Here is a 24,210-nt window from a genome sequence, read left to right as displayed (position 1 = left end):
CAATCTATGAAATCTCTAACGCGGAATTCAGAACTGAATCCGGTTCAATTTTTAATTGTCCTCCTGTTAGCACTGGGTATCTTTTTTCGATTTTTCAACCTTGAAGGCAAAGTTTACTGGCACGACGAGACTTATACCTCGTTGCGAATTTCGGGCTACACCAGTCAAGAAGTGTTTCAACAACTCTTTGATGGTCGCGTCATTGGTATCGAAGATTTTGCCAAGTTCCAGCATCCAAATTCTGAAAAAGGCTTAATTGACACCCTTAAATCTTTGGCAATCGAAGATCCTCAGCATCCACCGTTTTATTACGTAATGGCGCGATTTTGGGTGCAATGGTTTGGGAATTCCGTGACAGCGATGAGAAGTTTTTCGGCGTTCCTGAGTTTGCTGGTATTTCCGTGTATCTATTGGCTGTGTCGAGAATTATTTGAGTCGCCGCTGGTAGCGATGCCTACGGCAAGCTTTGCTACCGCACTCATTGCTATCTCTCCTATTCACGTTCTCTATGCCCAAGAAGCACGGGAATATACTTTATGGACAGTTACCCTCTTACTATTGAGCGCTTCACTGCTGCGAGCAATGCGGCTCAAAACAAAATTTAGCTGGGCAATTTATGCTGTAACTTTAGCTTTGAGTTTGTATACATTTCTGTTTAGTGCCTTAGTGGCAGTTGCCCAGGGAATTTATATAATTGTTACCGAAAGATTTCGCTGGACTCCGATAGTAACTGCCTTCGTGATAGCATCCTTAGCTGGGGTTTTCATCTTTGCTCCTTGGATTATAGTTCTTAATACTAATTTTTCTCAATTTCAAGATACAACAAGCTGGACAATGATGAAAGTGCCTCCGTTAATTTTAATTCAAGCATGGAGCCTTCACATTAACCGTATTTTTATCGATTTTGACTTTGGCTTTGAAAATCCAGTTACTTATTTAATTACACCAGCTTTTTTAATTTTGGTGGGATATGCAATTTATTTCCTCTGTCGGAATACTCCAAAGCAAATTTGGCTGTTTATTTTGACATTAATTGGAGTGCCTGCATTATCCTTAATGCTTCCAGATTTAGTCTTTGGGGGTTTGCGCTCGGCTTCCAGTCGATATCTAATTCCGTCTTTTTTAGGAATTCAATTAGCGGTTGCTTATCTGTTAGCGGCTCAGTTGTCTAGTAAGAGTTTTTCACGCCGGAAAATTTGGCAAGCGATGATGACGCTGCTGATTGTCAGTGGTGTTGTTTCCTGTGCAGTCAGTTCCCAAGCCGAGACTTGGTGGAGTAAGGTGATTAGCTATAGCAATCCAAAAGTTGCTAGGATAATCAACCAAGCAGAGCGCCCACTTTTAGTGAGCAATTCTTTTGGGATTAATCCGGGAAATGTCTTTTCTTTGAGCTATATTCTCGATCCAAAAGTGCGGTTTCAGTTGGTGGTTGACCCGAATATACCCAAGATTCCTGATGATAGTAACGCGATTAATCGTGTCTCTACTGTGTTTTTACTGAGTCCTTCAGACAAGCTGCGAGAGCAAGTGGAGAAACAGAAGAATTCCCAGAGCGAGGGAGTTTATGGGGACAACCATCTCTGGCTTCTGAAATTAGCAAAGCCTTAAATTTTGGAAACAGCGATCGCTCTCACTTCTCGCCCTCTATCAAACAAAATTCGTGGACGAAGTAAAATTTTGAAAATCAGCAACAAAGAGCCAAACTCTCCAGGAGTCTCCCGGCGCTTCCACTGACCTGGGCGACAAAATAGCATTTCTACCAGACGCCGATATTCTTCGAGATTCAATTTTTCAAAAGCCACCTGTACGGTCGGATACTCACATCTGACTCCGGTGTGGATAATTTTGCCTTGCAATTCTAATTGTTCTTCCAGAATTTCTAATGTTACCGGCAACATTTCACTAGCATCATTCGGTAGTCCTGCCTGCGTTAAAGCGATTTCAGCGCCTGCTTCTGAAATCATCGTAGTGATGCCCCAAAAATTCTGCCCAGCAACATTCAGCCGCACCAACCGCCGTAAATCAAACCATTCATAAATATCTGGTTTGGGGACATCTAGTAATATTAACAGCGCGATACCAATCATTAACAGGTTGTAGCCACTCCAAATCCAACCCAAGCCGAGACCTTTATACACTTCAGTTGATTCATAAGCTTCCGTCCCTTGCCAGCCACCCGCCATCATGCACATTCCTAAATTTCGCCATAAACTAACAGCGGTTGCTATAAATAAAATAATCAAAGGCAATGCTAAATTCCAGTTGAAAGCAAAGCGATCGCGCGATATTCCCTTGGGCGTGACCTGAAATCCTTTAGAAAAGGGATTCAACATCACTTGAAGTACAGTCAGCGCTAGGGGAAAACACAACACCAATGTGTAAATATCCGAGAGCAAAGCTGAGCGCGAACGATAATTTAACCATGAAAAAACAGAGAGTTGTACCACATAGTAAGGAAGGAAATAATACAACAATTCACCAGCCGTTGCCCGAAGGGGAATGACGCCGAGGAACGAATAAGTTAACGGCATCAGTAGAAAATAAACTCGCGACCAACTGGTAAACCAATGCAATAATCCTTCTAAATGAGCCAGTCTTTGCAGAGGACTAAGTCCCGGAATTGTTAACGGATTCGCCTTAATAAAGAAAGCTTGTAAAGTGCCTTGTGCCCACCGTAGCCGCTGGGTAGCATGAGCAGCAATATTTTCTGCGGCTAATCCAGCACTTAACTTTTCATCTAGGTAAATTAATCGGTAGCCTTGGGCAGATAAACAAATGCCAGTAAAGTAATCTTCGCTCAAAGAATCGGTGGCAAAGCCACCCGCTGCTTCTAAAGCACTGCGCCTGACAATGAAAGAAGTTCCAGAACAAATAACGCTACCTGCTGCATCCCGAATGGGTTGAATTTGCCGGTAAAACACTTCTTCTTCCGGCGTCAGGACGTGTTCTAATCCTAAATTGTGGGCAATTGGGTCAGAGTTATAAAAGCTTTGGGGCGTCTGTACCAGGGCAACGGTTTCATCTTGAAAAAAGCCTACGGTGCGGGTGAGAAAGTTTTTAGTCGGAATAAAATCTGCATCAAATACAACAATTAACTCCCCAGTTGTTTGAGGAAAGGCATGATTTAAATTTCCGGCTTTGGCATGACTATTATCGAGTCTTGTTTTATACTCGCAACCCAAATCTTCAGCTAATTTTTGCATTTCTGGACGGCTTGTATCATCCAGTAAATAAATTGTCTTATTGGGATAATCTAAAGCTTGACAACCGATAATTGTGCGCTTCAGAATAAATAAAGGTTCATTGTAAGTAGGAATAAAAATCTCGACGGTTGGCATAAAGCTGCCATCAAGCACACTTCTCGCCATCTGGTCAGCTTCACGATGTCGCTCCTTTACATTCAGCATCAAAAAAAGCTGAATTGTACTACTACTCAACATCAACATTTCCATAAAAAATAACCCCAGGCTGAAGACACCATTCAGGGGGTCAGCAACATTCAGAGTTGAGAGCGATCGCCATAGAATATAGCGACCCGTCAACCCCAGCAAAATCCCCACCACAAAAAATCGAGACCAAGCATCGGTCTTTGGGGAAATCTTCATCACCACCAGAACAATCACCAGCAAGGCAACTGTGGGAACCAGCAAATATTCACTCTTCACCATTGGTGCTTGCAGCCACATGGGGGGGTTTTCTTGCAAAGCATTGAGTTCGGCAAACAGCTGACTAATCTTCCCTTCACCAGCAAACCACGCCGCAGCGATCGCCGCTGCGAAGACAACAATCCCCACCATGATCAGCGTTGCCATCTGAAGGCGGAAAATCCGTTTTAGGACTTGACGCTTTGAGATTTGATTTTCAATTTGTGAAGGCGTCATCTCTATTACTTTCCTAAAGCTGAAGTTACTTAGCACTCAATTAATTTAAAATCCGTCACAAATGCTATTACCATTCCTTAATCAATTACCTAGTAACCCTGATCCTAGATTCCTTTAAATCCTACTCTCATATCCATCTCTTTAGAGTTGCTGCTAGTATGTGCCATTTCCTCTTGTCGGTGGCTCTTGCGCCGCACCCCAATCTGGCTTAGAAGTATCCCTCCTAAAATGACACTGCCTCCAATACATTGAGCTAAAGTAGGCACTTCGCCCAAAATTAAATAAGCCGCCACAATCGCAACAACTGGAGTAAAAGAGCTAGCTAACGAAACTTTAGACGCCGTAGTACTTTTTAAGCCAGTAAACCAGGATGATTGACCTACTGCGACGATAACCGCGCCATAAACTAACATCCACTGCCACAAAAAGGGTGAAAATACATCCATAAAATGATTACTTCCATAGAAATACAAAGCAGCAAAGAAAAATATTACCGATCCCAAAGCTGTACGAAATACGGTATAAATTCCCAAAGGTATCTCTTCTATCCGAAATTTACTAATAATCGTGGAAACAGCTAAAGCCACGGCTCCTGCCGCCGCAAAAATCTCACCCGTTCCTACACTGATAAAACCTCCCATGTTCATCATGTTTTCCCCTGATGAACGCTGAAGCAACATAATCAAAATGACTCCAGCCAAGGAAACAATCGCACCCGCAATTTGCAAAAAATTAACTCGTTCCTTGAGAAACCAGACGGATAAAGCCAGAACCAGAGGAGGCTCGATTCGTCCGATTAACACAACATTAGTAACCATCGTCTGCGAAAGGGCTTCAAAAATTAAACCTGGAGCCAGTGCCCCAGACAAAATCGCCACCGCTATCAAGCTAAGCCAATCTTTCCAGGAAAGCTGTCTTAAGGAGCGAATATTCCACTGCTGATGATAGATTAAAATCAGAATCAGTAAAGCGCAAATATTTCCGACAAACAGAACATTGCAAAAGGAAATTGGATTTCTGCCATCAACGAAGTTTTGAGAACCAATTTCCGTCAGCCGCCGAGTAATGGCGTTAGAAGCTCCAAAGATAATAATCGCTAGCCAGAGATAGATGTATCCTGGAATACCCTTGAAAAAACTTAATGTCTTCGCTACTATTCTTTGCATAACTTTATATTTAAAAATTGATGGATGAAACCTTCAAAAAAGCAGAAAATGACAAGACTAAAAGGGCTGCGGCTACAAGGTTGTCCTTAATATCTTATAAACTTACTGTATCCAGATGATCTAAAAATGAGAATTTCCTAAAAAAGACTAAAAACTTACAGCAAGTATAAATGACAGCATTTTAATCTAAAAAGTGGTCTAAAAAGCTATCAGCCATTTCCAATCAACTTCTCAGCTAAAATTCATTTTTTTGCTGACACAGCACTTTAAAGTGCCAGTAGAGATGATTTTGAAGACACTTCTATGAAGTTGAATTATCTAGCAGTAGTTTGTGTAGTAGCATTTTTGACTGTTGGCTGTACCAAAGAAGCAAATTCCAATCAGCCAAATGTTCAGACTGCGCCATCGACAAACCCATCTGCTACATCGGTAGCACAGACGCCTACAACACAGTCTGGAACCTTTCAGGGAGCAGAACATCCCACCCAGGGAACTGTGCGCTTGGTGACAGAAAATGGAAACCGCTATCTGGAGTTGGATCGAGCTTTCAAAACTGACAATGGCCCGGATTTATTCATCATCCTGTATCGTTCTGAGAAGCCACCAACCTATGGCATTAAAGAAAAAGATTATGCAAGCATTGGGCGCTTACAAAAAATAAGTGGTACTCAACGCTATGCTATTCCTGCTAGCGTTAATCCAGCAGAGTTTGGCTCAGTGGCGATTTGGTGTCGCCAATTCAACGCCACCTTTGGCTTTGCCCCTTTCAGTAGCTAGTGAATCAACGCATACTGAGGTTGTTATGGAAATCGCAGATTGGACGGCTTTGATTCATCCCGCGATCGCAATTGCAGTCGTCTTCCCTCTGATTGGCATCGTCGTCAACCGCGCCTGTCTTACTCGCCAACGCCGCTTGCAAAATTTAGAAGGCAAAAGTAAAATTCCGCCAGTGGTTGGGCAAGAACACGTCCAACTGGGCAAATGGCTCTCTGGTGCTGTCGTCGGAGTTGCCCTCATCGGACTTGCTTACCCGATTTTTGAGCAGATTTTGAGCAAGCAAATCTGGAGCCAGAAGCCTTTTCAAGTTGTCTTCATCGTCCTAATGTTTGCGGCGACAATTGCCTCATTAGTATTGCTCTACAGAGCTAGAGAGCGACTCTGGCGCGGCGTTTTTGCCACCTTAACCGGCGCAGGTTTAATTATTTTAGGCTTCCAAGAAGGCGTCTATCGTCGGGACAATGAGTGGTTGGTGTCTCACTACTACATCGGCATCGCAGCGGCAATGCTGATGATTTTTTCGTTAGCAATTATTGAAGATATCTACAAAGATCGGTTAAATCGTTGGCGCAACGTTCACATCATTTTGAACTGCATTGCACTCTTGCTGTTTTTAGGACAAGGTATGACTGGTACGCGGGATTTACTAGAGATTCCCTTAAAGTGGCAGAAACCTTATGTGGATCAGCTTTACATTCAGCAGTGTGGCAGTAAGCCTTGCACAATCCAAGCAACACCCGAAAAAAATTGAGTTAATCAAGTTTTAGTAAAGCTGCAAAATTAACGCGATCGCAGGCGTTGGATTTTGGTCGCCACAGCCCATCCTGCAAACTCTTTTCTTTAGGACTTACGCAACATCACCACATCTGAGGGCAACCACAGGGGGATTGCCCCTACAAAACGCTATATGTATAAGCTTTGCGTAAGTCCTGTTCTTTTTACTTTGGTTTTTTTACTTTTGCCTTGATTTCCGTCCCAGCCATCTACTCGGTGCGCTTTAGCAAAATGCCCTTCAGTCCAGCTGCTTTTGCTCCCTGATAGTCCTCTTTATGACTGTCGCCAATGTGCCATGCTTCCTCAGGCGAACAGTTATGTTTCTCCAACGCAGCAGTAAAAATTTTGGGATCGGGTTTGGCAGCACCAATTTCGGAGGAAATGGTGACAGAGGTAAAAAATTCGATTAAATTCAGAGATTGCAAAACCGAGTAGATACGGGAATCGAAATTTGATAATACACCCAACTCAATTTCCATTTCTCGCCATTTTTCCAAAGCTGTAAGAACATCGGGATAAACAAACCAAGGTTCAGCAGTGGAGAAGTAGGTGTAAAGTTCGTCAAAAAAACTAGGAAAGTTGGAAAATTTGGGCAGCACGCCTACCTGTTCAAATGTGGAAAGGGCGATCGCTTTCCACCACTCAAATTCCCGATCTGGTATTTCTTGGGGTTCTGCACCTGGAAAAACTGGCGGCGGTGCGGCTTTAAAGCTTTGCAAGAAGGCTGGATTCACCACCTCAGCGGAGACTTGGACGCCAAACCGGCTGGCTCTAGCGCTATACGCCTCTCCTACACTGCCCCTCACACCAAACATGGTGCCCACGGCATCAAGAAAAATAACTTTGGGGCGCTTCATGCTACCTTAGCGTTCCATCTCAAGATCGCAAACCCAACAAAACCACCGATTAGATTCATCATCATCTCATAAATCGTATCTCAGTATTGACGCTCCCACTGCTTTAACGAAGTAGAGCAGTGGGAGCGTCAATTCCTTCCTAAGCGTAAGGGCACGAGACAAAGCCTCGCACCCCTACATAGGAATCTAAGAGATCAGGATTTACGCAAAGCTTATACATATAGCGTTTTTTCGGGTTCAATCCCCTTGTGGTTGCCCCCAAATGTGGTGATATTTGCGTAAGTCCTGAGATAAATATAGTGAAACTGTATAAGTGGGCAATGCCCACCTTTAATTACAAACCGATGACCCCCAATTCCGAATTACTTCGAGAACATTTCCAACACGGGTTGAGCAATCCAATTTAACCCAACTTTCAACTGATGGTTGAGCGTTGGCATCCGATACAGATATGCCAGACGCCGGAAGAGGTAGGCGAGGGAACCATCCAGCTTCACTCCCATGCCGGTGAAAGTGGCGTTATCCGTCCCCAAGGTCATGATTTCGCCGAAGCTCTGATAGTGGAAGGGAAGCAAAGGACGCCCGGTCAGCGATGCCCAGATATTCCAGGCAGTATAATCTGATTGCTGGAAGGCAGACTGGGCAGTTGCCGGTATTTGCTGACCTTCAGCGTCGTGAGAGTCCGATATGTCGCCAAGGGCAAAGATTTCTGGATGGTCAACCACTTGTAGAGTCGGCGTGGTGGTAATTTGACCGCGTTGATTGTATTTGAGTTCGAGCGATCGCACCGCCTCTGCCACTTGCGTTCCCACCGTCCACAGCACCAAATCCACTGGGATTGGGTCTACCTGTCCTTTGTACATTAGCGAGATCGTAGTTGGTGACATCGACTCCACCGACGTGTCCAAATCAATCCACACACCCCTTTCTTCCAAAGCTTTTCGCGCCGCTTCCCGGTTAAAATCTGGCGATGTCCGGAGAATCATATCAGCTTGTTCAATTAACCGGATGCGACCTCTTTCGCCAAGGCGGTCAGCCAACTTGCAAGCCAATTCAACGCCACAGTAACCGCCTCCCACAATGGCGATGCGAATCTTATCCGTTTCCGACTCTTCTAAAATTCTCAGCCGTTCTTCCAGGCGGTAGGCGTGAGCAATCGTGCGGAAAGGAAACGCATATTCAGCAGCCCCCGGCACCATATCTAGCGGCGTCTCTCCACCCAGGGCTAACACCAAGCGATCGTAGGAGAAGGCGGGGCCATCATGCAAATGTACCAGCTTTTCGTGGATATCTATTCCAGCCACAACGCCCTGACAGAAGCGCACACCCGTGTTCGCTAGAATCTCTGGAAACGGCGGGGCAATTTCCCAAGTTTGCAGTTCCCCGGTGAGTAGTTCATACAGCAGCGGCGTGAACAAAAAGCGGTCATCTCGATCCACCAGGACAATTTCCGGACGTTCCGACTTTTCCCAAGGCAACTGGCTCAAGCGCAGGGCAGTGTAGAGACCGCCAAAGCCGCCACCGAGGATACAAATGCGTGTAGGTTGCTGGGTCATGGTTCTAGTGAGTGGGCGATTCAAGCGCAGGGCAACTAACTTCAGTCTACTGATTCTGCCGTTCTATAGCCATCAGCCAGCTATCCCAATATTTCCCCTCGTGGAGTTCGTGTTCGGGCAGTAGTTTAATTTTCCGAAAGCCGCACTTTTCGTAGCAGCGGATAGCACGGGTGTTCCATATCTGCGGATCTATGACTGCTTTAGCAGCCTTCAGTTCTTCAAAAAGATAGGTTAATAGGAGCGAAAGCAGTTTAGACCCGATCCCTTGATTCCTATAATCTGTCTCTCCAATGAATAAGTCAATACCATAAATATTGCCCATCTCGCCTACTCCATAATCTCCATAATTCTGCTTGTCAGCCTCTGTGAGTAGGTAATACTGTAAATAACCGATAGGAAGATTTTGGTATAAGCAAAAGCAGGGAACTACCGGCTCTTCACCCCTGACTGCGGGGGCATATTCTTCTATGATTTGTTCTAAAGAGTAGGGGTTGTCTCGTCCTTCATAGAATTCCAAAACTTTCTCGTCACTCAGCCATTTTGCCATTAATTGATAGTCGTCGATATCGTCTCGCATTCGACAAATGGCGATATCGTCTTTTTGAACGAGAGAGAATGGGCGATATTGCATGGCGTGACTTTAATGTAACCGTCGAGATGGTGCTGTTCACTCTCGCGTATGCCCTCAAGGGCGCTCCTCGCTTTAATTCCCAGCATATGACGATTTACTTTAGAATTAGCAGGCGATCGCTCTGTGGGCACTTTATCAGGCAGCAACCCAGGAACGAGAATAAGATGTGAGAATAGCAACTTTAAATACTGAGTGATGATCGTCTTACCTGAGAAAACCGTCCTCACTTCTTTAGGTTACGAACTCGATTGCAGCAGCAATGCTTTTGGTTATTTAACCGATTCTTCAGATTTACTTAATCAGCCCAATGAACTGCGCCTGCGGATGCAACAGGACGGCTATTTATACCTTCCGGCACTTCTAAATCCCCAAGAAGTTTGCCAGAGCCGTCAGGAAATTGCCGAACTCTTAGCCGCAGAAGGTTGTCTGGAACCTGGACACTCGATTCTAGATTGCGTGGCAAAGTCAGGATTGAAAATGCATTTTAGACCTGATTTAGCAGTCCAAAGTCCGGCGCTAAAACAACTGCTTTATTCGGGTCAAATGATGGAATTTTATCAAGCCTTTTTAGGCGGAGATGTCCGACCTTTCGATTATACCTGGTTAAGGGCAGTTGCCCCCGGTCATGGTACTTATGCTCATTGCGATATCGTGTACATGGGACGGGGAACTCACGAGCTTTACACAACTTGGACACCGTTGGGCGATGTATCTCTGGAGATGGGAGGGTTGATAATTTTGGAAAAATCTCATCGCCTGGAAAGTATTAAAAACTATTATGGGTGCAAGGATGTAGATAGTTATTGTGCTAACCGTAAGACTGCCCAATTGTATGCATCTGGTGAAAAATGGTGGAATGGGGCGCTATCGAAAAACCCGGTTTCTCTGCGAAAAAAATACGGAGGACGCTGGCTAACCGCCGATTTTAAAGCTGGAGATGTTTTGATTTTCGGTATGTTTACGATTCATGCCAGCTTAGATAACCACTCCCAGCAAATTCGGCTTTCTTCAGATAGTCGTTATCAGCTAGCTTCGGAACCAGTGGATGAAAGATGGGTGGGGAAAAACCCTATCGGTCACTCAGCCGCAGGGAAGCGAGGTCGTATCTGCTAAGATAAGAAGCATTTTATGGTGCGGTTTCTGGTTTGGGTTGAAATTCAGCGATCGCTCTGGCGTTATGCACTCAAGCTCCTTGCTTCGATTTTACCGACGATGTGGCAAAACTAGCACCCTTCGTTCATATAGTGAGTTACGGCACATCCGGATGAATTTCTTTTCGGGATGGAAATGCCGTTGTATAACGGTACCGAGATTGTAAACGTTGTACCCACCCCGACCTCGCTCTTGACAGCAATCTTGCCACCGTGCAACTCTACACATTTTTTAGCAATCGTCAACCCCAATCCAGTACCGGGAATATTGCCAACATTTTTGGCTCGATGGAATGATTCAAATAATCGTTCTCGATCTTCTACCGGAATGCCAATGCCTGAGTCTTGAATCTGAAATACTGCGTCTCCAGCTTGAAACCAAAGTTCAAAATGGACGGTGCTGCCTGGGGATGAATACTTGATAGCATTGGTAAGCAAATTGGTAAGAATGTGCCGTAGTAGTTTTTCATCCAGGTAAACATCAGTATCTACACCATAGCTCTCAAAGGCGATCGCGTTCCGATTGTCATAAACGAGTTGTATCTCTTCTATGAGTTCAGCACACCATTGAACGAGATTCAGTAGAGCTGGCTTGAAATCCAATTTCCCGGCTTCCGCTTTAGCAATAACCAGCAGCTCATCGATTAACTTGTTCATATCTTTGGCACTTGCCTCAATATGATTGAGATACTTAAGTTTTTTCTCGTCAGTCAATCGGTGGCTGTAATATTTGAGTAAGTCAGCTAAATTGATGATGGTCGTCAAGGGGTTGCGAAACTCGTGGGAAACCATGCCAGCAAACCGGGATTTAAGATCGCTCAGTTCTTTCTCTTTCTCTAGCGCCTTTTGTAGCTCTTCCTCCGCACGTTTTCGCTCCAAAATCTCGCGCTGCAATTGGTGATTGGCATTGCTGAGTTCGGAGGTACGCACTTCTACTAATTGCTGCAACAGTTCCACAGTGCCATACATTTCTACCGGATCGAACGCTTGCAATAGGCTAGTTTGAGTCACGATGCCAAGCAGGTTTCCCGCACTCCCAGTCACCACTATGCGCTGCACATATCGCCGCTGCATCTCCTGATGAACTGTCCATAAAGTATCCTCAGGACTAACGCAGAATAAAGGCGTACTCATCACCGTTTCAGCTTGGTTTTGGGATAAATCTAGCCCTATCGTCTGCATCTGTACGAGATCCCGCTCTGTAAAAATCCCCACCGGGCGAATCAAATTTTCTCTGTCTGCCTCTGTAATCACTACACAACTAACTCGGTGCTTTGCCATGAGTTGAGCTAAACTTAGCACCGATGCTGAGGGTGGAGCCTGAATTATCTGAGCGATCATTACCTCCGCGACACACTGCCACTTGAGAAGATTCGTCGGTTGCATGACTTGACGAATACTATCAGGCGTGACAACCCCTACCAGTTGCACCTGCGACTCTACAATTGGCAAGTGACGAATGTGATGCCGACGCAAAAGTGACAGCGCTGTGAAAATATCCCGAAAAGCCGATAGCTCCAGGGTAATTACCGGAGAAGTCATTACCTCCCTAATTTTGACAGATGCCAAGTTCATCCCGGCAGCTGTCAACCGAACAACATCCCGCTCGGTGAACATCCCAACCAGTTGCCTTCGCTCCACTACCAAAACATAACCAGCTCGTGCTTCACCCATGAGACTATCTTCTGGCGCTGCATTGCCGCTGGTGAGTAAACAACTGCTTCGTACCCTACCCATCAAGGTGATGACATCGGCGAGTGGTGTGTCAGGAGTAACGATTAGGGGAGAGGGGTCAATGACATGGTCTACTGCTGGAGAATAGCTCAGTAAGTTGTGATGATGTTGCATAGTGACTCATGTAGTGGTGATGCTGTGTTAATGAAGTTTCATGATTTTGTTGGTTTCACTATTCTCAGCCAATCTTCATGAGAAAACGGCAGGGATACCACGTAGATTCTGGCAGGGTTGAATAAATTGGCTAATCCAAGGCTTAAATTGGGGGATAAAGTTTTGCAACGACCCATTTGCGACTAAGTGCCATGTTGCCAAAAATAGTTGACATCGGGGTTTGAGGGTTCTCACTTACGAATAGTTTGCGGACTCGCTCCCCATAGGGCAAAGGCAATTGAGGCACTCGCACACATTCGAGAACCTCTTTCCTGGTTGCTTCGGGTGGAGAACTGCGAACAAATTTTCAAATAGTCTGCGAACCGACACTCTCCTGGGAGTGAAAACCCGAACTGTTCTCCTAACTCATCCCTCATAACGCATCGTTTTCGTATGCCGCTACAATTCGCTCAACTAACGGATTGCGGACAACATCAGTTTTGGAGAGATTGCAGAAGGCAATGCCTTCAACCCGTTGGAGGATTTTTTGGGCAACGGCTAACCCTGATTGTTGGTTGAGTGGTAAATCGGTCTGGGTGATGTCGCCCGTGACAACCATGCGAGAACGAAACCCCAGGCGAGTCAGCACCATTTTCATCTGTGCCGGGGTGGTGTTCTGGGCTTCATCCACAATCACAAAGGAGTTGTTGAGGGTTCGACCCCGCATATAAGCGAGGGGAGCGACTTCAATCACCCCGCGTTCCATCAAACTGGGAATTTTATCTGTATCGATAAATTCATAGAGAGCGTCATAAAGGGGGCGCAGAAATGGATCGATTTTCTGCTGTAAGTCCCCAGGCAAAAAGCCCAATTTTTCCCCAGCTTCCACAGCTGGACGGGTTAGAATTAGTCGTTCGTACTGCTCGGAAAGCAGCGCCTGAACTGCCAGAACGGCTGCTAGGTAGGTTTTGCCGGTGCCTGCTGGGCCAATGCAGAAGGTGAGGTCGTGGGTGCGTACTGCTTGGATATACTGCCACTGAGGAAATGTTTTGGCTCGAATTTCTTCGCCGCGACGGTTTCGCGCGAGAATTTCCTCTTGCATTGCTTGCCATTCCACCTGGCGTCCCGTATCCAGGGCTTGGGAAGCCGTGCGGATATCTACTTTGGAGATCCGCTTCCCGTCTTTCCAGAAAGGTTTGAGCGCGTTCACCAGATCGTTGGTGCGGTCTATTTGTTTAGCAGTCCCAGAAACCATCAGTTCTTGCCCCCGCAACACCAGAACCGCGCCAGTAGTTTTTGCCAGGGTTTTGAGGTTTTCTTCTCGGTCGCCTGCTAAGGCGATCGCGCTATTGGTACTTGGTAGATGTATTGTTTTAAATGCCTCTGTCATCGTAATATTATGGGCGAGTTTACAGCAGTCGTCGGTAAGAGGACGGGATAATTGGTAAAATCCGCCCCTATAATGCGAAAAGACGCCCGATATATAGACTTGCCATAACAGCTCAGGCGTCCCAATTTTATTAGCTACAGATCCTCAATGAGAGCGCAGGCACTGACGGGATGCTTCCGCTTTCGACGAATCCTCGGCTTTTCTTACCGTTGGTGAGATTTAACTTCCAATAAAATTCCGCATCGCTGAATTTTATTGTTGGTTGCATCTTCACGCCGAGTTAATCGACTTGTTTTCAACCAAACGGACTTGCAGCCACTCGCTGTCTTTTTTGCTTAGGTTAACCATCAACTCTAGCTTTTGGTTAGTTCCAATGCCAAGTTGATAGCCCCTTTGCTAAAGATAACAGGCGATTTACTTAGGAGATATCCATAATCGGAGGCGATCCATCACCTCCTCAATGCTAACCGTGTAAAGTTTTAACGGTCGCGGAATTTGGGAGCAGATACCGAGGAAGACCGGCGGGGTGGATCTTTTTTCGCAACTTCTTGACTTCCCGACGTACTTTCAAGCGATCGCGCCGAACTACCATAGATGTCCAGGTAGACAGATTGATTGGCAGCTTTCGCAGCAGCTTCTATCACCGTCCGTATTGCCTGAATATTCCGCCCCCCCCGACCAAAAACTCGTCCCTTATCTTCCCCTTCAAAAGCCAGCCGCACCCACACTTTAGTATTGCTCTGCGACATTTCGCAGTCCACGCTCAGCAATTTTGGTGATTCTAAAAACGGCTGCACCAAAAATTGCACCAGAGAGGCATAATCCGGTGGCGAACTCCCGTGGGATGACTTTACAGGCTGGCTGGTTGAAGCTGAGGAATCCAACTCGTACTCATGCGGTAGCTGGGGCACTGACTTGTTCCAAGACATTAGCTTTTTGAAGAATCCGGCGCACCGTTGGCGTAGGCTGCGCTCCCTGTTGGAGGCGCTTGGTGAGTGCTGCCTCATTTAGCCTGACTTCATCGGTTCTGGGGTTGTAAAAGCCCAGTTCTTCCAAAGGACGCCCATCGCGGCGGGAAGTGCTATTCATTGCCACAATCCGGTAGCTAGCTTCCCGCTTTTTGCCGTATCTCTTTAATCGCAGTTTGATCATGTTGATGAAGAATGTTCCTGTTTGGATTTTAAGCCATCAGCTCTTTAGCGATTAGCTTTTAGATTTTAGACGCAGAGTCATTTATTATACCATTTTATGGCATCAAGTTCTACTTCTCCAAGCTAAAAGCTAATTGCGATAACGGTTCCAGCTAGAGAGTGCCGAAGCCTTTCTTCTTTTTTTCCTTTTTCTTTTTCTTGCCGGGACTTCCTTGGGCGTAGCCCCGCCAACCGGGTTGGGAAGGACGATTGCCGCCACCCATGCCGCCACCCATACCGGGCATACCGGGCATACCGGGGAAGCCACCCTGACCCATTTGCTGCATGACGGTTCTCATTTTTGTGAAATCAGCCACCAGCTTGCCGACATCCGGCTCCTGATAGCCAGCACCGCGAGCAATCCGGCGACGACGACTGGGAGACTTCGCCAATAAGTCTGGGTTTTGGCGTTCTTCCTTCGTCATGGAATTAATCATCGCCTCAGCCCGCTTTAGCTGGGTTTCTCCTTGGCGCAACTGTTCGTCGGAAATCTTATTCATCCCTGGAATCATCTTCAGGATGCCTCCCAGCGACCCCATATTCTTCAGCAGCCGCATCTGCTTGAGGAAATCGCTGAAGTCAAACTTAGCCGAGAGCATTTTTTCCTGCATCTTCTCGGCATCTGCCAGGTCTATTTCCTCCTGAGCTTTCTCCACAAAGGAGATTACGTCTCCCATGCCCAGAATTCGGGAAGCCATGCGCTCCGGATAAAACGGTTGCAGCGCCTCGACTTTTTCTCCGACGCCGACAAATTTAATCGGCTGACCGGAAATCCGTCGCACCGATAGCGCTGCACCGCCGCGACTATCGCCATCCAGCTTCGTCAAAATGGCACCCGTGATCCCAATTTGTTCGTGGAAAGTCCGGGTGAGATTCGCCGCTTCTTGCCCGGTCATGGCATCGACCACCAGCAGCGTCTCGTGCGGCTGGATGGTTTGTTTGATGCGGGCTAATTCTGCCATCATCTCCTGGTCAATCTGGAGGCGTCCGGCGGTATCAACAATGACTGTATCTATGCCGTCTGCCTTGGCTCGCTCAACCCCCTGCCGCGCAATCTCCACCGGGTCAGCATTGGTGCCGAGTTCAAACACTGGCACCTCAATTTGCTGCCCCAGTGTCACCAGCTGGTCGATGGCGGCTGGGCGATAGATGTCGGTTGCGACTAGCAAGGTACTGCGATTCTGCTTGCGTAGGTACAAAGCTAGCTTTGCTGTGGCTGTGGTTTTACCCGTTCCCTGCAACCCAGCCATCAGCACAATCGTGGGAGGCTTATCTACTGAAGCGAGGGGAACGTTGGTTTCCCCCATCACCTGCACTAGCTCATCGTAGACAATTTTGATGAACTGCTGGTCGGGGCGCACGCCAGAAACGACCTCGGCTCCCTGTGCCTTGGCTTCGACATCGGCAATAAAATCTTTGACGACCTGGAGATTAACATCCGCCTCCAACAAAGCGCGACGAACCTCCCGCAGGGCATCTTGAATGTTGGATTGGGAAATTTTGTCCTGACCCCGCAGGCTTTTCCAGGCAGATTCTAAGCGTTCAGCAAGTGCGTCGAACATAATATGTGTATCTTTTGGGCGGCTAGATAGTTATCTGCTTATCAAAATCGGCTGAATAAAGCCCACATTTGTGAGTTTGTGGGTTTTAATTCCATCTGTATACAGATTAGTCGTTTTCGCTGTTGTCTGGCGTGCAGCCAGGTCAGGAATGGGGGTGAGGAATGCAAATAATCAAGTGCAAACAAAAAGTGCGATCGCTATCCCTTACATTGAGAAAGCACTCAAAGCTAAGTCCTGGCGACAGCCTTGCAGTCCCAGAGAGGGATGATTGCGATAGGACACCTCTGGAACCCAGACACTCACTTTGTAATCCAAAGAAACCCAGTATATATATTCCACATCTGGGTCGAAATTCACTCCCACTCGCAGGTTAGAAAAATCATCCTCGCACATCTCGTAGCCGAAGCGAACGAGAATCTGAGCCACTAAGCACCCAGGCGTATCGCAGTATTCTCCGCAGGTTTCTCTTTCTTGCCAAAACTTCTCTAGAAAGCGATTAAGGATGGGCAAAACTTTTTTAGGGCTGCCATTCCGGCAGGCATAGATGATGACCGGGTTGCCTTCTACAAGAATGTGACAGGGGGTAGCCATTGTTTTATCTCCTGGTTAGATGCTGAGGGCTGAGGGCTGAGGGCTGAGGGCTGAGGACTGAGGGCTGAGGGCTGAGGACTGAGGACTGAGGACTGAGGGCTGAGGACTGAGGGCTGAGGACTGAGGGCTGAGGACTGAGGGCTGAGGGCTGAGGACTGAGGACTGAGGGCTGAGGACTGAGGACTGAGGACTGAGGGCTGAGGACTGAGGACTGAATAGATAATGACCGGGTTGCCTTCTACAAGAATCAGGACTTACGCAAAGCTTATACATATAGAGTTTTGTAGGGGCAATTCCCCTGTGGTTGCCCCAGATGCGGTGATGTTGCGTAAGTCCTGAAGAATGTGACAGGGGTAGCCATTGTTTTATCTCCTGGTCAGCTGTCTCTTTTGGATTGGGGCACAAACTCCACATCGTCCCATGATGCCTTTAGCCTGCCAAGGGGAACTACTAAATCACACTTTTGGAGGATGTAGCCATTTGAATTTTCAGGGCGCTTGTCAAATTTTACAGTTTCTGCGTTCTGGCTATTATCTCCCATGCAAAATAGGAATCGCTGATTTCTATTGCTTTTCCTCATTTAGAATCGCTCTAACTGATGGGTGCCGCACCTAATCTTAAAGTTTATTGTAAATTTTTGTTTTTTAAAGCATTTTGTAAATTTAGATACAGAATTTTCTGTTATATTGAATAGGTAAGAGCAATCAAGCCAGTCAAACATCACTCAAGCAATACGGAGAAACCTGGTATGTCTACTCAAGAACAAGCTCGCGCCCTGATGATGCGTCATCATCACCTCATCAAAAACCGTCAGCAATCTATGCTGGGTCGCGTCGCTGCTGAAGTAGGTCTAGATGTTGAATCATCTGAATACTGGAATCACATTCAAGGACAGCCACATCCAAGCTTTCGCTCTAGCTATGACCGCAGCAATGCTTCGCTGAGCTAGGTTTGAGCTAAAGTTAACAGGCTAGAGTTAGTTTTTTTTGTATCATCTCGCTTGCATAGTGGTGTAGCAGCTTTATTCGGTATATCAAAGGCTGCTAAATAAATAATTAACCTAATTCAGGGTGTTCTTTTCAAGAAGAACACCCTGAAACTTTTTTTTGAAGAAATAGTATTTCCCTTGGGATGCGCGACGCATAGGTTTTTGGTAATGAGCAATCCTATTCGAGTTGTGAGATACCAGCGGTTCAGATACCCGACTTCTTTAAGAAGTCGGGTATCTCGCCTTCACGACTCATTTAGGATTGCTATATATAAAATTGGTATAGCAAATCAACGCATCGCTACGAACAGGCGCATTCAAAGTAGCGCCATGTTGCAGTACATATTTACACGGCTGACTTTATCTGCAACATCTGATTACCGTCTTTTTGGAATTCGTAGGGTACTGGCTTGATTTCTACACCGTAGCCTTGCGCTTTTAATTGCTTCATCACTGGCTGAAGGATTGGCGACACCTCCCCGGAAATATTCAATAGGGGAAAAATCCGTACCTCAGCAGCAACGCGGCAAAGTTCCACAATGGAGGCGAGGTGAAAATCTTCTGAGAAGAAATCCGAATAGGTGAACAAAAAGTGACTGCATAAGGCTAAATCGAACTGCCGAGTATTGAAGGGTAAAACAGGTAACTCAGCAGTTAAATAGCGTCCTTGTTGAATTCCTTGTGGCAAATCTTCCAAAAATTGCTGCATAGCTGACATCCGGATTTGTCCCAAATCTTCTGGTGAGAGGATCTCCTGCCAAACGTAGCTATCGAGGTTGGCTTGGACTCCATCGATAACTTTTTGGTAAGTTTTCTGAATACGCTCTCGGATTTCGTGGTTGGTAAACTGATACACTGGATCGCCAGAGATGACGTTGTAGCCTAGGCGTGTCATCTCAATATTGAAGCTGGCAGGACCACCGGCACAATCTAGAATTTTTAACTGGAGGTCGTCAGGCGTTAAGTTGAACATCGTGATGTATTCTGCCAGGGAACGCCCCCAAGGAATGACGCTTTCAAGTTTTAATCCCATTTGTTTCGAGCGATCGCATACTTTCCTTGGCTGATTGTAAAATGACCTAATGCACGGTTGTCAACCAACCAAGGTGGTTAGGTAGTTGAGCAAGCTATTTGAATTTGATACACAAGAATTTGATAAATAGAATGGATTTGTATTCGGGGCTTTTTCTGTGCCATGTCCCTACAGAAAATGTTGCAGAAAATGTTGGGTTTCGTACCTCAACCATTCCCTACAATAAGACTATCATTTTTTTTTCTGGCGATGTCACTGACGCCTTTCTAGTTTAAGTTTCACCTGTTTTTTCCTCAGTCTCTGTCCATGAGGTTGTCTGTGCTGTTGTTGGTTGTGGCAGAGGTGGGGCAATTTCTGGCTCTTTTTTAATGACTCTTGTCGGCTGTAAAGAAATGACTGATGCTAGTAGAGCAGGCACTCCAACAAGCGTTGTCATGAGCAAGGAAGTAAAAAGCGATTCTCCTGCATTAGTAGGTTTCTGTTCGGAGTGATTCTGTAATGAGATTTCTGCTTCTGTGAGATTTTGTTGAGGTATCTTGAAAAGTAGCTGTCCGACTGCTTTTACCAGTAAGATAACTGGGAAACTAATGAGTGCTGCGGGCAGAACTACCAGCCACACAAGTAAGCCGGAAATTAACCAAAATACAGTCGCATATACCATTTCTGAAAGTTTATGCATTGCCCTAGCCTTGCCCTACATTGGTTGCCACGCAGCTAACTCATGAGGAATCGTTGTTTGGCTGGAATTGCCTTTTCGCTTAAGCTTAGAATCGGGTTGTATCGTCGCCGCACTTCGCCTCGTTACTTCAATTTTAAGGGTACGGCAATACGGTACCCCTACTTTTTGGTTGAGTTGTAAATTTAGAAGTCAGGCTTTGACGTGCAATGCTTCCCGATTACAAGCTGATTCCGCAAAAGACAAGCGATCGCTTGTCTCGATCGAAGATGATGTAGACAAAGCCGAAGCTTTCACGCCATTTGGCGTCGTACCCATGCTGCGAGAAAATTACTATCTTATTGCATGAGTGATTATTGTCGATCGATTTGTATTAAAACCTGACGCAAGTTGCTGGCAGCGATCGCAACTTTTGAGAGGGTGGGGGATTGGATCTCGATCGGCGTTGAAGTGGTAGGAGCGACACGTCCCCATTCCCTAGAATTTATTTGACTTGCGATCGCCACTCACCACACCCTCCCCAGTAAATCTAACTTGTGCAACGCCAGAATTTTAGGCTTTTATTGCCTGCGGTAACACCTGATTGAGTTTGCCACTGCGGTAGCCTTCTAAATCGAGGGTGACGTAAATAAAGCCGAATTCTTGAAAGGCGGAAACGAGGGTGGGTAAATCGGTGGTGAAAACAAATTCTTTGATTTGTTCTGACGGTAACTCAATTCTGGCGGTGTCGCCTTCTGAGCGAACGCGGAGATTTTTTAATCCTAATTTACGCAGATAGATTTCCGCGCGTCCGACTCGTTGCAGTTTGCTGACGGTGATTTCTTCGCCGTAGGGGAAGCGGGAACTAAGGCAAGGTTGGGCGGGTTTATCCCACCAGGAAAGTCCTAGGTGTTGAGAAAGTTGGCGGACTTCGGCTTTGGTGATGCCTAATTCTGCTAAAGGCGATCGCGCACCCCTCTCTTTTGCCGCTTGAATTCCAGGGCGATAATCCCCCAAATCGTCGGCATTGACGCCATCTACAACATAGGGATAACCCAGTTGAAGTGCCAGGGGTTTGAGGTTGTCGTGGAGTTCGCTTTTACAAAAATAGCAGCGGTTGACAGGATTCGAGGTGTAATTAGGATTGTCCATTTCGTGCGTCTGTATCACTTGATGGGCAATTCCAATCGCTGCTGCTTGGATTCGGGCGTCTTCGAGTTCTTCTGGAAGGAGGGAGGGAGAAACGGCGGTGACGGCTAAAGCGCGATCGCCCAAAACATCGTAAGCAATCTTGGCAACCAAGGTACTATCGACGCCCCCAGAATAGGCAATTAATGCCCGATCCATTTCTGCAAAGAGGGTTTTTAGTTGCTCAAGTTTCTGCTCGATCATGGTTTTTTTTTAATTGAATCACACAGGACGCAAAGGTGCTTCAGGTACAGAGGCAATGGGGAGATGGGGAGATGGGGAGAAGTTTTTCATCCTTCATCCTTCCCTCAGTCCTCAGTCCTCAGTCCTCAGTCCACCCTTCGGCAAGGCGAAGCGCCTACAGTCCTCAGTCCTCAGTCCACCCTTCGGGAAGGCGAAGCGCCTACAGTCCTCAGTCCTCAGTCCACCCTTCGGCAAGGCGAAGCGCCTACAGTCCTCAGTCCTCAGTCCTCAGTCCTCAGTCCTCAGTCCTCAGTCCACCCTTCGGCAAGGCGAAGCGCCTTCAGTCCTCAGTCCTCAGTCCTCAGTCCTCAGTCCTCAGTCCTCAGTCCTCAGTCCTCAGTCCTCAGCCCTCAGTCCTCAGTCCTCAGTCCTCAGTCCTCAGTCCTCAGTCCTCCGCACTCTCAAGATCGTAACGAATTTTAAGCTTTATTCAATTCGTCTGGTGGCTGGATCGGCAAGTGTAAAGTAAAGCAGCTGCCTTGCCCCAGTTCTGAGTGTACGGTAATATCGCCGCCGTGAAGGAATGCCAGTTTGCGGGATAAAGCTAAGCCTAGACCCGTTCCTTCATATTGACGATTCAAACCGCTATCCAGCTGCCGGAACGGTTCAAAGAGGGTGGCTTGGTCGGCTTTGGCGATGCCAATTCCGGTGTCGATGACAGAAAATAAGATGGTGTCTGCGGTTTTTTCGACTTTCAGCGTCACTGAGCCAAGTTGCGTAAATTTCACCGCATTAGAGAGCAGATTGACTAAAATCTGCTTCAAGCGGCGATGGTCGCCTACGCAGGTGGTGATGCCTGGGAAAATATCTACAATTAATTGCAATCCTTTGTTTTGCGCCGGTTCGCGCACGACGGAAACGGATGCCTGACAAACTTCCTCCACTAACAAGGTTTCTAGGCTGAATTCTTCTCGACCGGCTTCAATCTTGGATAAATCTAAAAGGTCGTTAATCAGTTCCAATAACTGTTCGCCGCAGGATGTAATGGAAGTGAGATATTCTTGCTGTTTGTCGTTGAGCGATCCCACAACTCGATCCATTAGCAGGCGAGAAAACCCCAAGATGCCGGTCAGCGGGGTTCGCAGTTCGTGGCTCATGGTGGCGATAAATTCGGTTTTGGCACGATTGGCGACTTCTGAAAGTTGTTTTTCTTGCTCTAATTCTTGGGTACGTTCTTTGACGAGTTGCTCGCTTGCTTCGTAGCTTTGAGCGTTGTAAAGAGCGATCGCAACTTGGTTAGCAATCCTTTCGAGCAGATGAATTTCGTCTTCGGTGAAAGTCCGGTAACGCGATGTAGATTGTAACGAAAAGCCACCAAACAGCTGACCGCGAATAAAAATTGGCACTCTCAGCATAGACAGGATTTGTACCTGTTGAATTTGCTCTTGGCGGCTGGGAGAATAAGGAACGTCTGCGAGTTTGGGAGCATGAAAAACTCGATGAACCGAATACTTGGAGGCAGGATCTAATACATCGCGGTTTTCCGATAGAGGAAATCTGTGCCTCAAGAGAGAAGCGACTTGTTCGCTGACTCGCCATTCTTTGAGAACCTTAAATTCTTCTGCTTCTAAGGCAAAGATAACGACTCGGTCAACGCCAAAGGATTCTCCAGTTAGATTCACGATTTCCTGCAAAATATATTCTGGATCGAGGCTGGAATTTAAGCTCCGACAGATATTATTTAACAATCGCTCCCGCGTCGCTTGTTGTTGAACTCGATCGAATAGCTGCGCTTGGTGGATGGCGATCGCGCCTTGATTCGCAATCGCACTCACCAAAGCGATTTCATCTTCTGTCCATTCCCGTTCGCTAACACATTGATGCAGGGTAATCCCTCCCACCAAGGATTGCTGATACAACATCGGCATCGTCAGCATGGAGCAAACTTCATACTCTCTAGCTAATTCTTGCAGTTTGAGTGGGATGCGGTCGTCAATTTGATTGAATACCAGCGGCTCACCTTGGGCAAGGGAGGAATGGTAATAGTTATAGAAGTCGCAATAGACGCCTATCAGACTCTGCCTTTGAGGGGAAGATTCGCTGACGAGGCAAGCCTGCATTTGATCATTGGGATCGGGCAGAAAAATTAGACACCGACTGACGTTGAGTGCTTCGTGCAGCAAATCGACGGTGGTTTGCAGCACTTCCTCCAGAACCAGCGTTTCTCGCATTGCTTGGACAATGCGGTTGATAATTGCCTCTCGTTGAGCTTGCTGCTGAATTTGGGCAAGGCGATCGCACTCGATTCGGTGTTGTTCAAATTCGTGGAGCGATCGCATCAAAATCTTCGGCAACTGAAACATCTGTTGTGAGCCAACATCTGCGATTCCCGCTTCGATGGGAGCGATCGCAATAAAAGGAATAAACTGCCCGGATTGCTGGACTAATTGCAATGCTTCTAAGGAGCTTGGGGCATCTGTGAAGGGGTGAGAAGGGGATTTTTCTAGTTCTCCCTGCTTCCCGGTGTTCCCATCTGCCATTGAGCTAGCATCCCCAATCCGCTGTACTGACAACACTGCATCGTAGGTGTTTTGCTGCAATCGTTCTCGACAAGCGGCAGATGTAGCGGCAATCTCGTAGGTAAAATCAATGTCTGCTTCCCGCAGTGGGTGTGTAATCAGCCCGACATCCGCGCTTGAGTCTATCACGATCAATAGGCGGAGGGCATCTGGGGACGGAGCTTGTTGCAGTTGTGGCATCACGAGGCGAAGTACGACCTGGAAACTATAGGAGTGAGGAACGAAGGATTA

The 24,210-nt window shown here is 46.7% G+C and carries 24 protein-coding genes; 7 read left to right on the top strand and 17 right to left on the bottom strand.

What is annotated here, in order from left to right; translation table 11 throughout:
* The first annotated feature begins 6 nt into the window (after nt 1–6).
* Nucleotides 7–1,608, top strand: a complete 1,602-nt coding sequence (locus AC2VDX_RS02200; RefSeq protein WP_378178763.1) for a glycosyltransferase family 39 protein — start codon at nt 7–9, stop codon at nt 1,606–1,608.
* On the opposite strand, the gene AC2VDX_RS02195 is transcribed toward AC2VDX_RS02200, so the two are convergent.
* Together AC2VDX_RS02195 and AC2VDX_RS02190 are read right to left on the bottom strand one after the other, a co-directional pair.
* Nucleotides 1,605–3,881 carry a glycosyltransferase family 2 protein gene (locus AC2VDX_RS02195; RefSeq protein WP_378178766.1) on the bottom strand — a complete coding sequence of 759 codons (2,277 nt, stop codon included), beginning with the start codon at nt 3,879–3,881 and terminating at the stop codon, nt 1,605–1,607. The two genes, AC2VDX_RS02200 and AC2VDX_RS02195, sit on opposite strands and share 4 nt — an antisense overlap.
* 104 nt (nt 3,882–3,985) lie before the next feature.
* Entirely contained in the window at nt 3,986–5,047 is a 1,062-nt protein-coding gene (locus tag AC2VDX_RS02190; protein WP_378178769.1) for a DMT family transporter, read from the bottom strand.
* 303 nt (nt 5,048–5,350) lie between these two features.
* Between AC2VDX_RS02190 and AC2VDX_RS02185 the strand changes: the two genes are divergently transcribed.
* On the top strand, nt 5,351–5,824 hold the full coding sequence (locus AC2VDX_RS02185; RefSeq protein WP_378178772.1) for a DM13 domain-containing protein: 474 nt from the start codon (nt 5,351–5,353) through the stop codon (nt 5,822–5,824).
* 25 nt (nt 5,825–5,849) lie between these two features.
* A complete protein-coding gene (locus AC2VDX_RS02180) occupies nt 5,850–6,575 on the top strand; it encodes a DUF4079 domain-containing protein (protein WP_378178775.1) in 726 nt (241 codons plus the stop codon).
* Between the two features lie 232 nt (nt 6,576–6,807).
* Here the strand turns inward: AC2VDX_RS02180 and AC2VDX_RS02175 are convergent, their stop codons facing one another.
* The 3 genes from AC2VDX_RS02175 to AC2VDX_RS02165 form a co-directional block, all read right to left on the bottom strand.
* A complete protein-coding gene (locus AC2VDX_RS02175) occupies nt 6,808–7,455 on the bottom strand; it encodes an HAD-IA family hydrolase (RefSeq protein ID WP_378178778.1) in 648 nt (215 codons plus the stop codon).
* Between the two features lie 362 nt (nt 7,456–7,817).
* Complete coding sequence (locus AC2VDX_RS02170) at nt 7,818–9,011, bottom strand: NAD(P)/FAD-dependent oxidoreductase (RefSeq protein ID WP_378178781.1); 1,194 nt, start codon at nt 9,009–9,011, stop codon at nt 7,818–7,820.
* 46 nt (nt 9,012–9,057) lie between these two features.
* Entirely contained in the window at nt 9,058–9,642 is a 585-nt protein-coding gene (locus AC2VDX_RS02165) for a GNAT family N-acetyltransferase (RefSeq protein WP_378178783.1), read from the bottom strand.
* 195 nt (nt 9,643–9,837) lie between these two features.
* Here AC2VDX_RS02165 and AC2VDX_RS02160 point away from each other — a divergent pair, with 195 nt between their 5' ends.
* Nucleotides 9,838–10,755 carry a phytanoyl-CoA dioxygenase family protein gene (locus AC2VDX_RS02160; protein WP_378178786.1) on the top strand — a complete coding sequence of 306 codons (918 nt, stop codon included), beginning with the start codon at nt 9,838–9,840 and terminating at the stop codon, nt 10,753–10,755.
* A gap of 110 nt (nt 10,756–10,865) precedes the next feature.
* On the opposite strand, the gene AC2VDX_RS02155 is transcribed toward AC2VDX_RS02160, so the two are convergent.
* The 7 genes from AC2VDX_RS02155 to AC2VDX_RS02125 form a co-directional block, all read right to left on the bottom strand.
* Nucleotides 10,866–12,641, bottom strand: a complete 1,776-nt coding sequence (locus AC2VDX_RS02155) for a CBS domain-containing protein (protein ID WP_378178789.1) — start codon at nt 12,639–12,641, stop codon at nt 10,866–10,868.
* 412 nt (nt 12,642–13,053) lie between these two features.
* The gene (locus tag AC2VDX_RS02150) at nt 13,054–14,010 is read right to left on the bottom strand and encodes a PhoH family protein (protein WP_378178792.1); all 957 of its coding nucleotides are present in this window, start codon (nt 14,008–14,010) and stop codon (nt 13,054–13,056) included.
* A gap of 479 nt (nt 14,011–14,489) precedes the next feature.
* The gene (locus AC2VDX_RS02145; protein WP_486928084.1) at nt 14,490–14,921 is read right to left on the bottom strand and encodes a KH domain-containing protein; all 432 of its coding nucleotides are present in this window, start codon (nt 14,919–14,921) and stop codon (nt 14,490–14,492) included.
* Nucleotides 14,902–15,162: a 30S ribosomal protein S16 gene (gene rpsP / locus AC2VDX_RS02140; RefSeq protein ID WP_378178798.1), complete on the bottom strand. Its 261-nt coding sequence runs from the start codon at nt 15,160–15,162 to the stop codon at nt 14,902–14,904. Before rpsP ends, AC2VDX_RS02145 begins: the two co-directional genes overlap by 20 nt.
* 151 nt (nt 15,163–15,313) lie before the next feature.
* The gene (ffh, locus tag AC2VDX_RS02135; protein ID WP_378178801.1) at nt 15,314–16,762 is read right to left on the bottom strand and encodes a signal recognition particle protein; all 1,449 of its coding nucleotides are present in this window, start codon (nt 16,760–16,762) and stop codon (nt 15,314–15,316) included.
* A gap of 204 nt (nt 16,763–16,966) precedes the next feature.
* A complete protein-coding gene (locus tag AC2VDX_RS02130; RefSeq protein ID WP_378178804.1) occupies nt 16,967–17,353 on the bottom strand; it encodes a histidine kinase in 387 nt (128 codons plus the stop codon).
* A gap of 15 nt (nt 17,354–17,368) precedes the next feature.
* Nucleotides 17,369–17,626 carry a hypothetical protein gene (locus AC2VDX_RS02125; RefSeq protein WP_378178807.1) on the bottom strand — a complete coding sequence of 86 codons (258 nt, stop codon included), beginning with the start codon at nt 17,624–17,626 and terminating at the stop codon, nt 17,369–17,371.
* Nucleotides 17,627–18,101: 475 nt separating this feature from the next.
* Here AC2VDX_RS02125 and gifA point away from each other — a divergent pair, with 475 nt between their 5' ends.
* Nucleotides 18,102–18,302 (top strand): glutamine synthetase inactivation factor IF7A, encoded by a 201-nt coding sequence (gene gifA, locus AC2VDX_RS02120; RefSeq protein ID WP_378178810.1) that lies wholly within the window; start codon nt 18,102–18,104, stop codon nt 18,300–18,302.
* A 385-nt stretch (nt 18,303–18,687) separates the two neighbouring features.
* Here gifA and AC2VDX_RS02115 read toward each other — a convergent pair whose 3' ends face one another.
* Both AC2VDX_RS02115 and AC2VDX_RS02110 read right to left on the bottom strand, forming a co-directional pair.
* A complete protein-coding gene (locus AC2VDX_RS02115; protein ID WP_378178813.1) occupies nt 18,688–19,374 on the bottom strand; it encodes an SAM-dependent methyltransferase in 687 nt (228 codons plus the stop codon).
* A gap of 271 nt (nt 19,375–19,645) precedes the next feature.
* Nucleotides 19,646–20,053 (bottom strand): hypothetical protein, encoded by a 408-nt coding sequence (locus tag AC2VDX_RS02110; RefSeq protein ID WP_378178816.1) that lies wholly within the window; start codon nt 20,051–20,053, stop codon nt 19,646–19,648.
* A gap of 67 nt (nt 20,054–20,120) precedes the next feature.
* Between AC2VDX_RS02110 and AC2VDX_RS02105 the strand changes: the two genes are divergently transcribed.
* Nucleotides 20,121–20,399, top strand: a complete 279-nt coding sequence (locus tag AC2VDX_RS02105) for a hypothetical protein (RefSeq protein ID WP_378178819.1) — start codon at nt 20,121–20,123, stop codon at nt 20,397–20,399.
* 4 nt (nt 20,400–20,403) lie between these two features.
* Here the strand turns inward: AC2VDX_RS02105 and AC2VDX_RS02100 are convergent, their stop codons facing one another.
* Together AC2VDX_RS02100 and larE are read right to left on the bottom strand one after the other, a co-directional pair.
* Entirely contained in the window at nt 20,404–20,556 is a 153-nt protein-coding gene (locus tag AC2VDX_RS02100) for a hypothetical protein (RefSeq protein ID WP_378178822.1), read from the bottom strand.
* Between the two features lie 46 nt (nt 20,557–20,602).
* Nucleotides 20,603–21,421, bottom strand: a complete 819-nt coding sequence (gene larE / locus AC2VDX_RS02095; RefSeq protein ID WP_378178825.1) for an ATP-dependent sacrificial sulfur transferase LarE — start codon at nt 21,419–21,421, stop codon at nt 20,603–20,605.
* A 13-nt stretch (nt 21,422–21,434) separates the two neighbouring features.
* On the opposite strand from larE, the gene AC2VDX_RS02090 reads away from it, so the two are divergent.
* Nucleotides 21,435–21,929: a hypothetical protein gene (locus tag AC2VDX_RS02090; protein WP_378178828.1), complete on the top strand. Its 495-nt coding sequence runs from the start codon at nt 21,435–21,437 to the stop codon at nt 21,927–21,929.
* Here the strand turns inward: AC2VDX_RS02090 and AC2VDX_RS02085 are convergent.
* Nucleotides 21,880–24,159, bottom strand: coding sequence for a sensor histidine kinase (locus AC2VDX_RS02085; RefSeq protein ID WP_378178911.1), 2,280 nt, complete (start codon nt 24,157–24,159; stop codon nt 21,880–21,882). The genes AC2VDX_RS02090 and AC2VDX_RS02085 overlap by 50 nt on opposite strands.
* Between the last annotated feature and the right edge of the window lie 51 nt (nt 24,160–24,210).

It is taken from the genome of Coleofasciculus sp. H7-1, from assembly GCF_057473865.1.
Note: the sequence above shows the minus strand (reverse complement) of the source record. Positions and strands in the feature narration are given on the sequence as shown.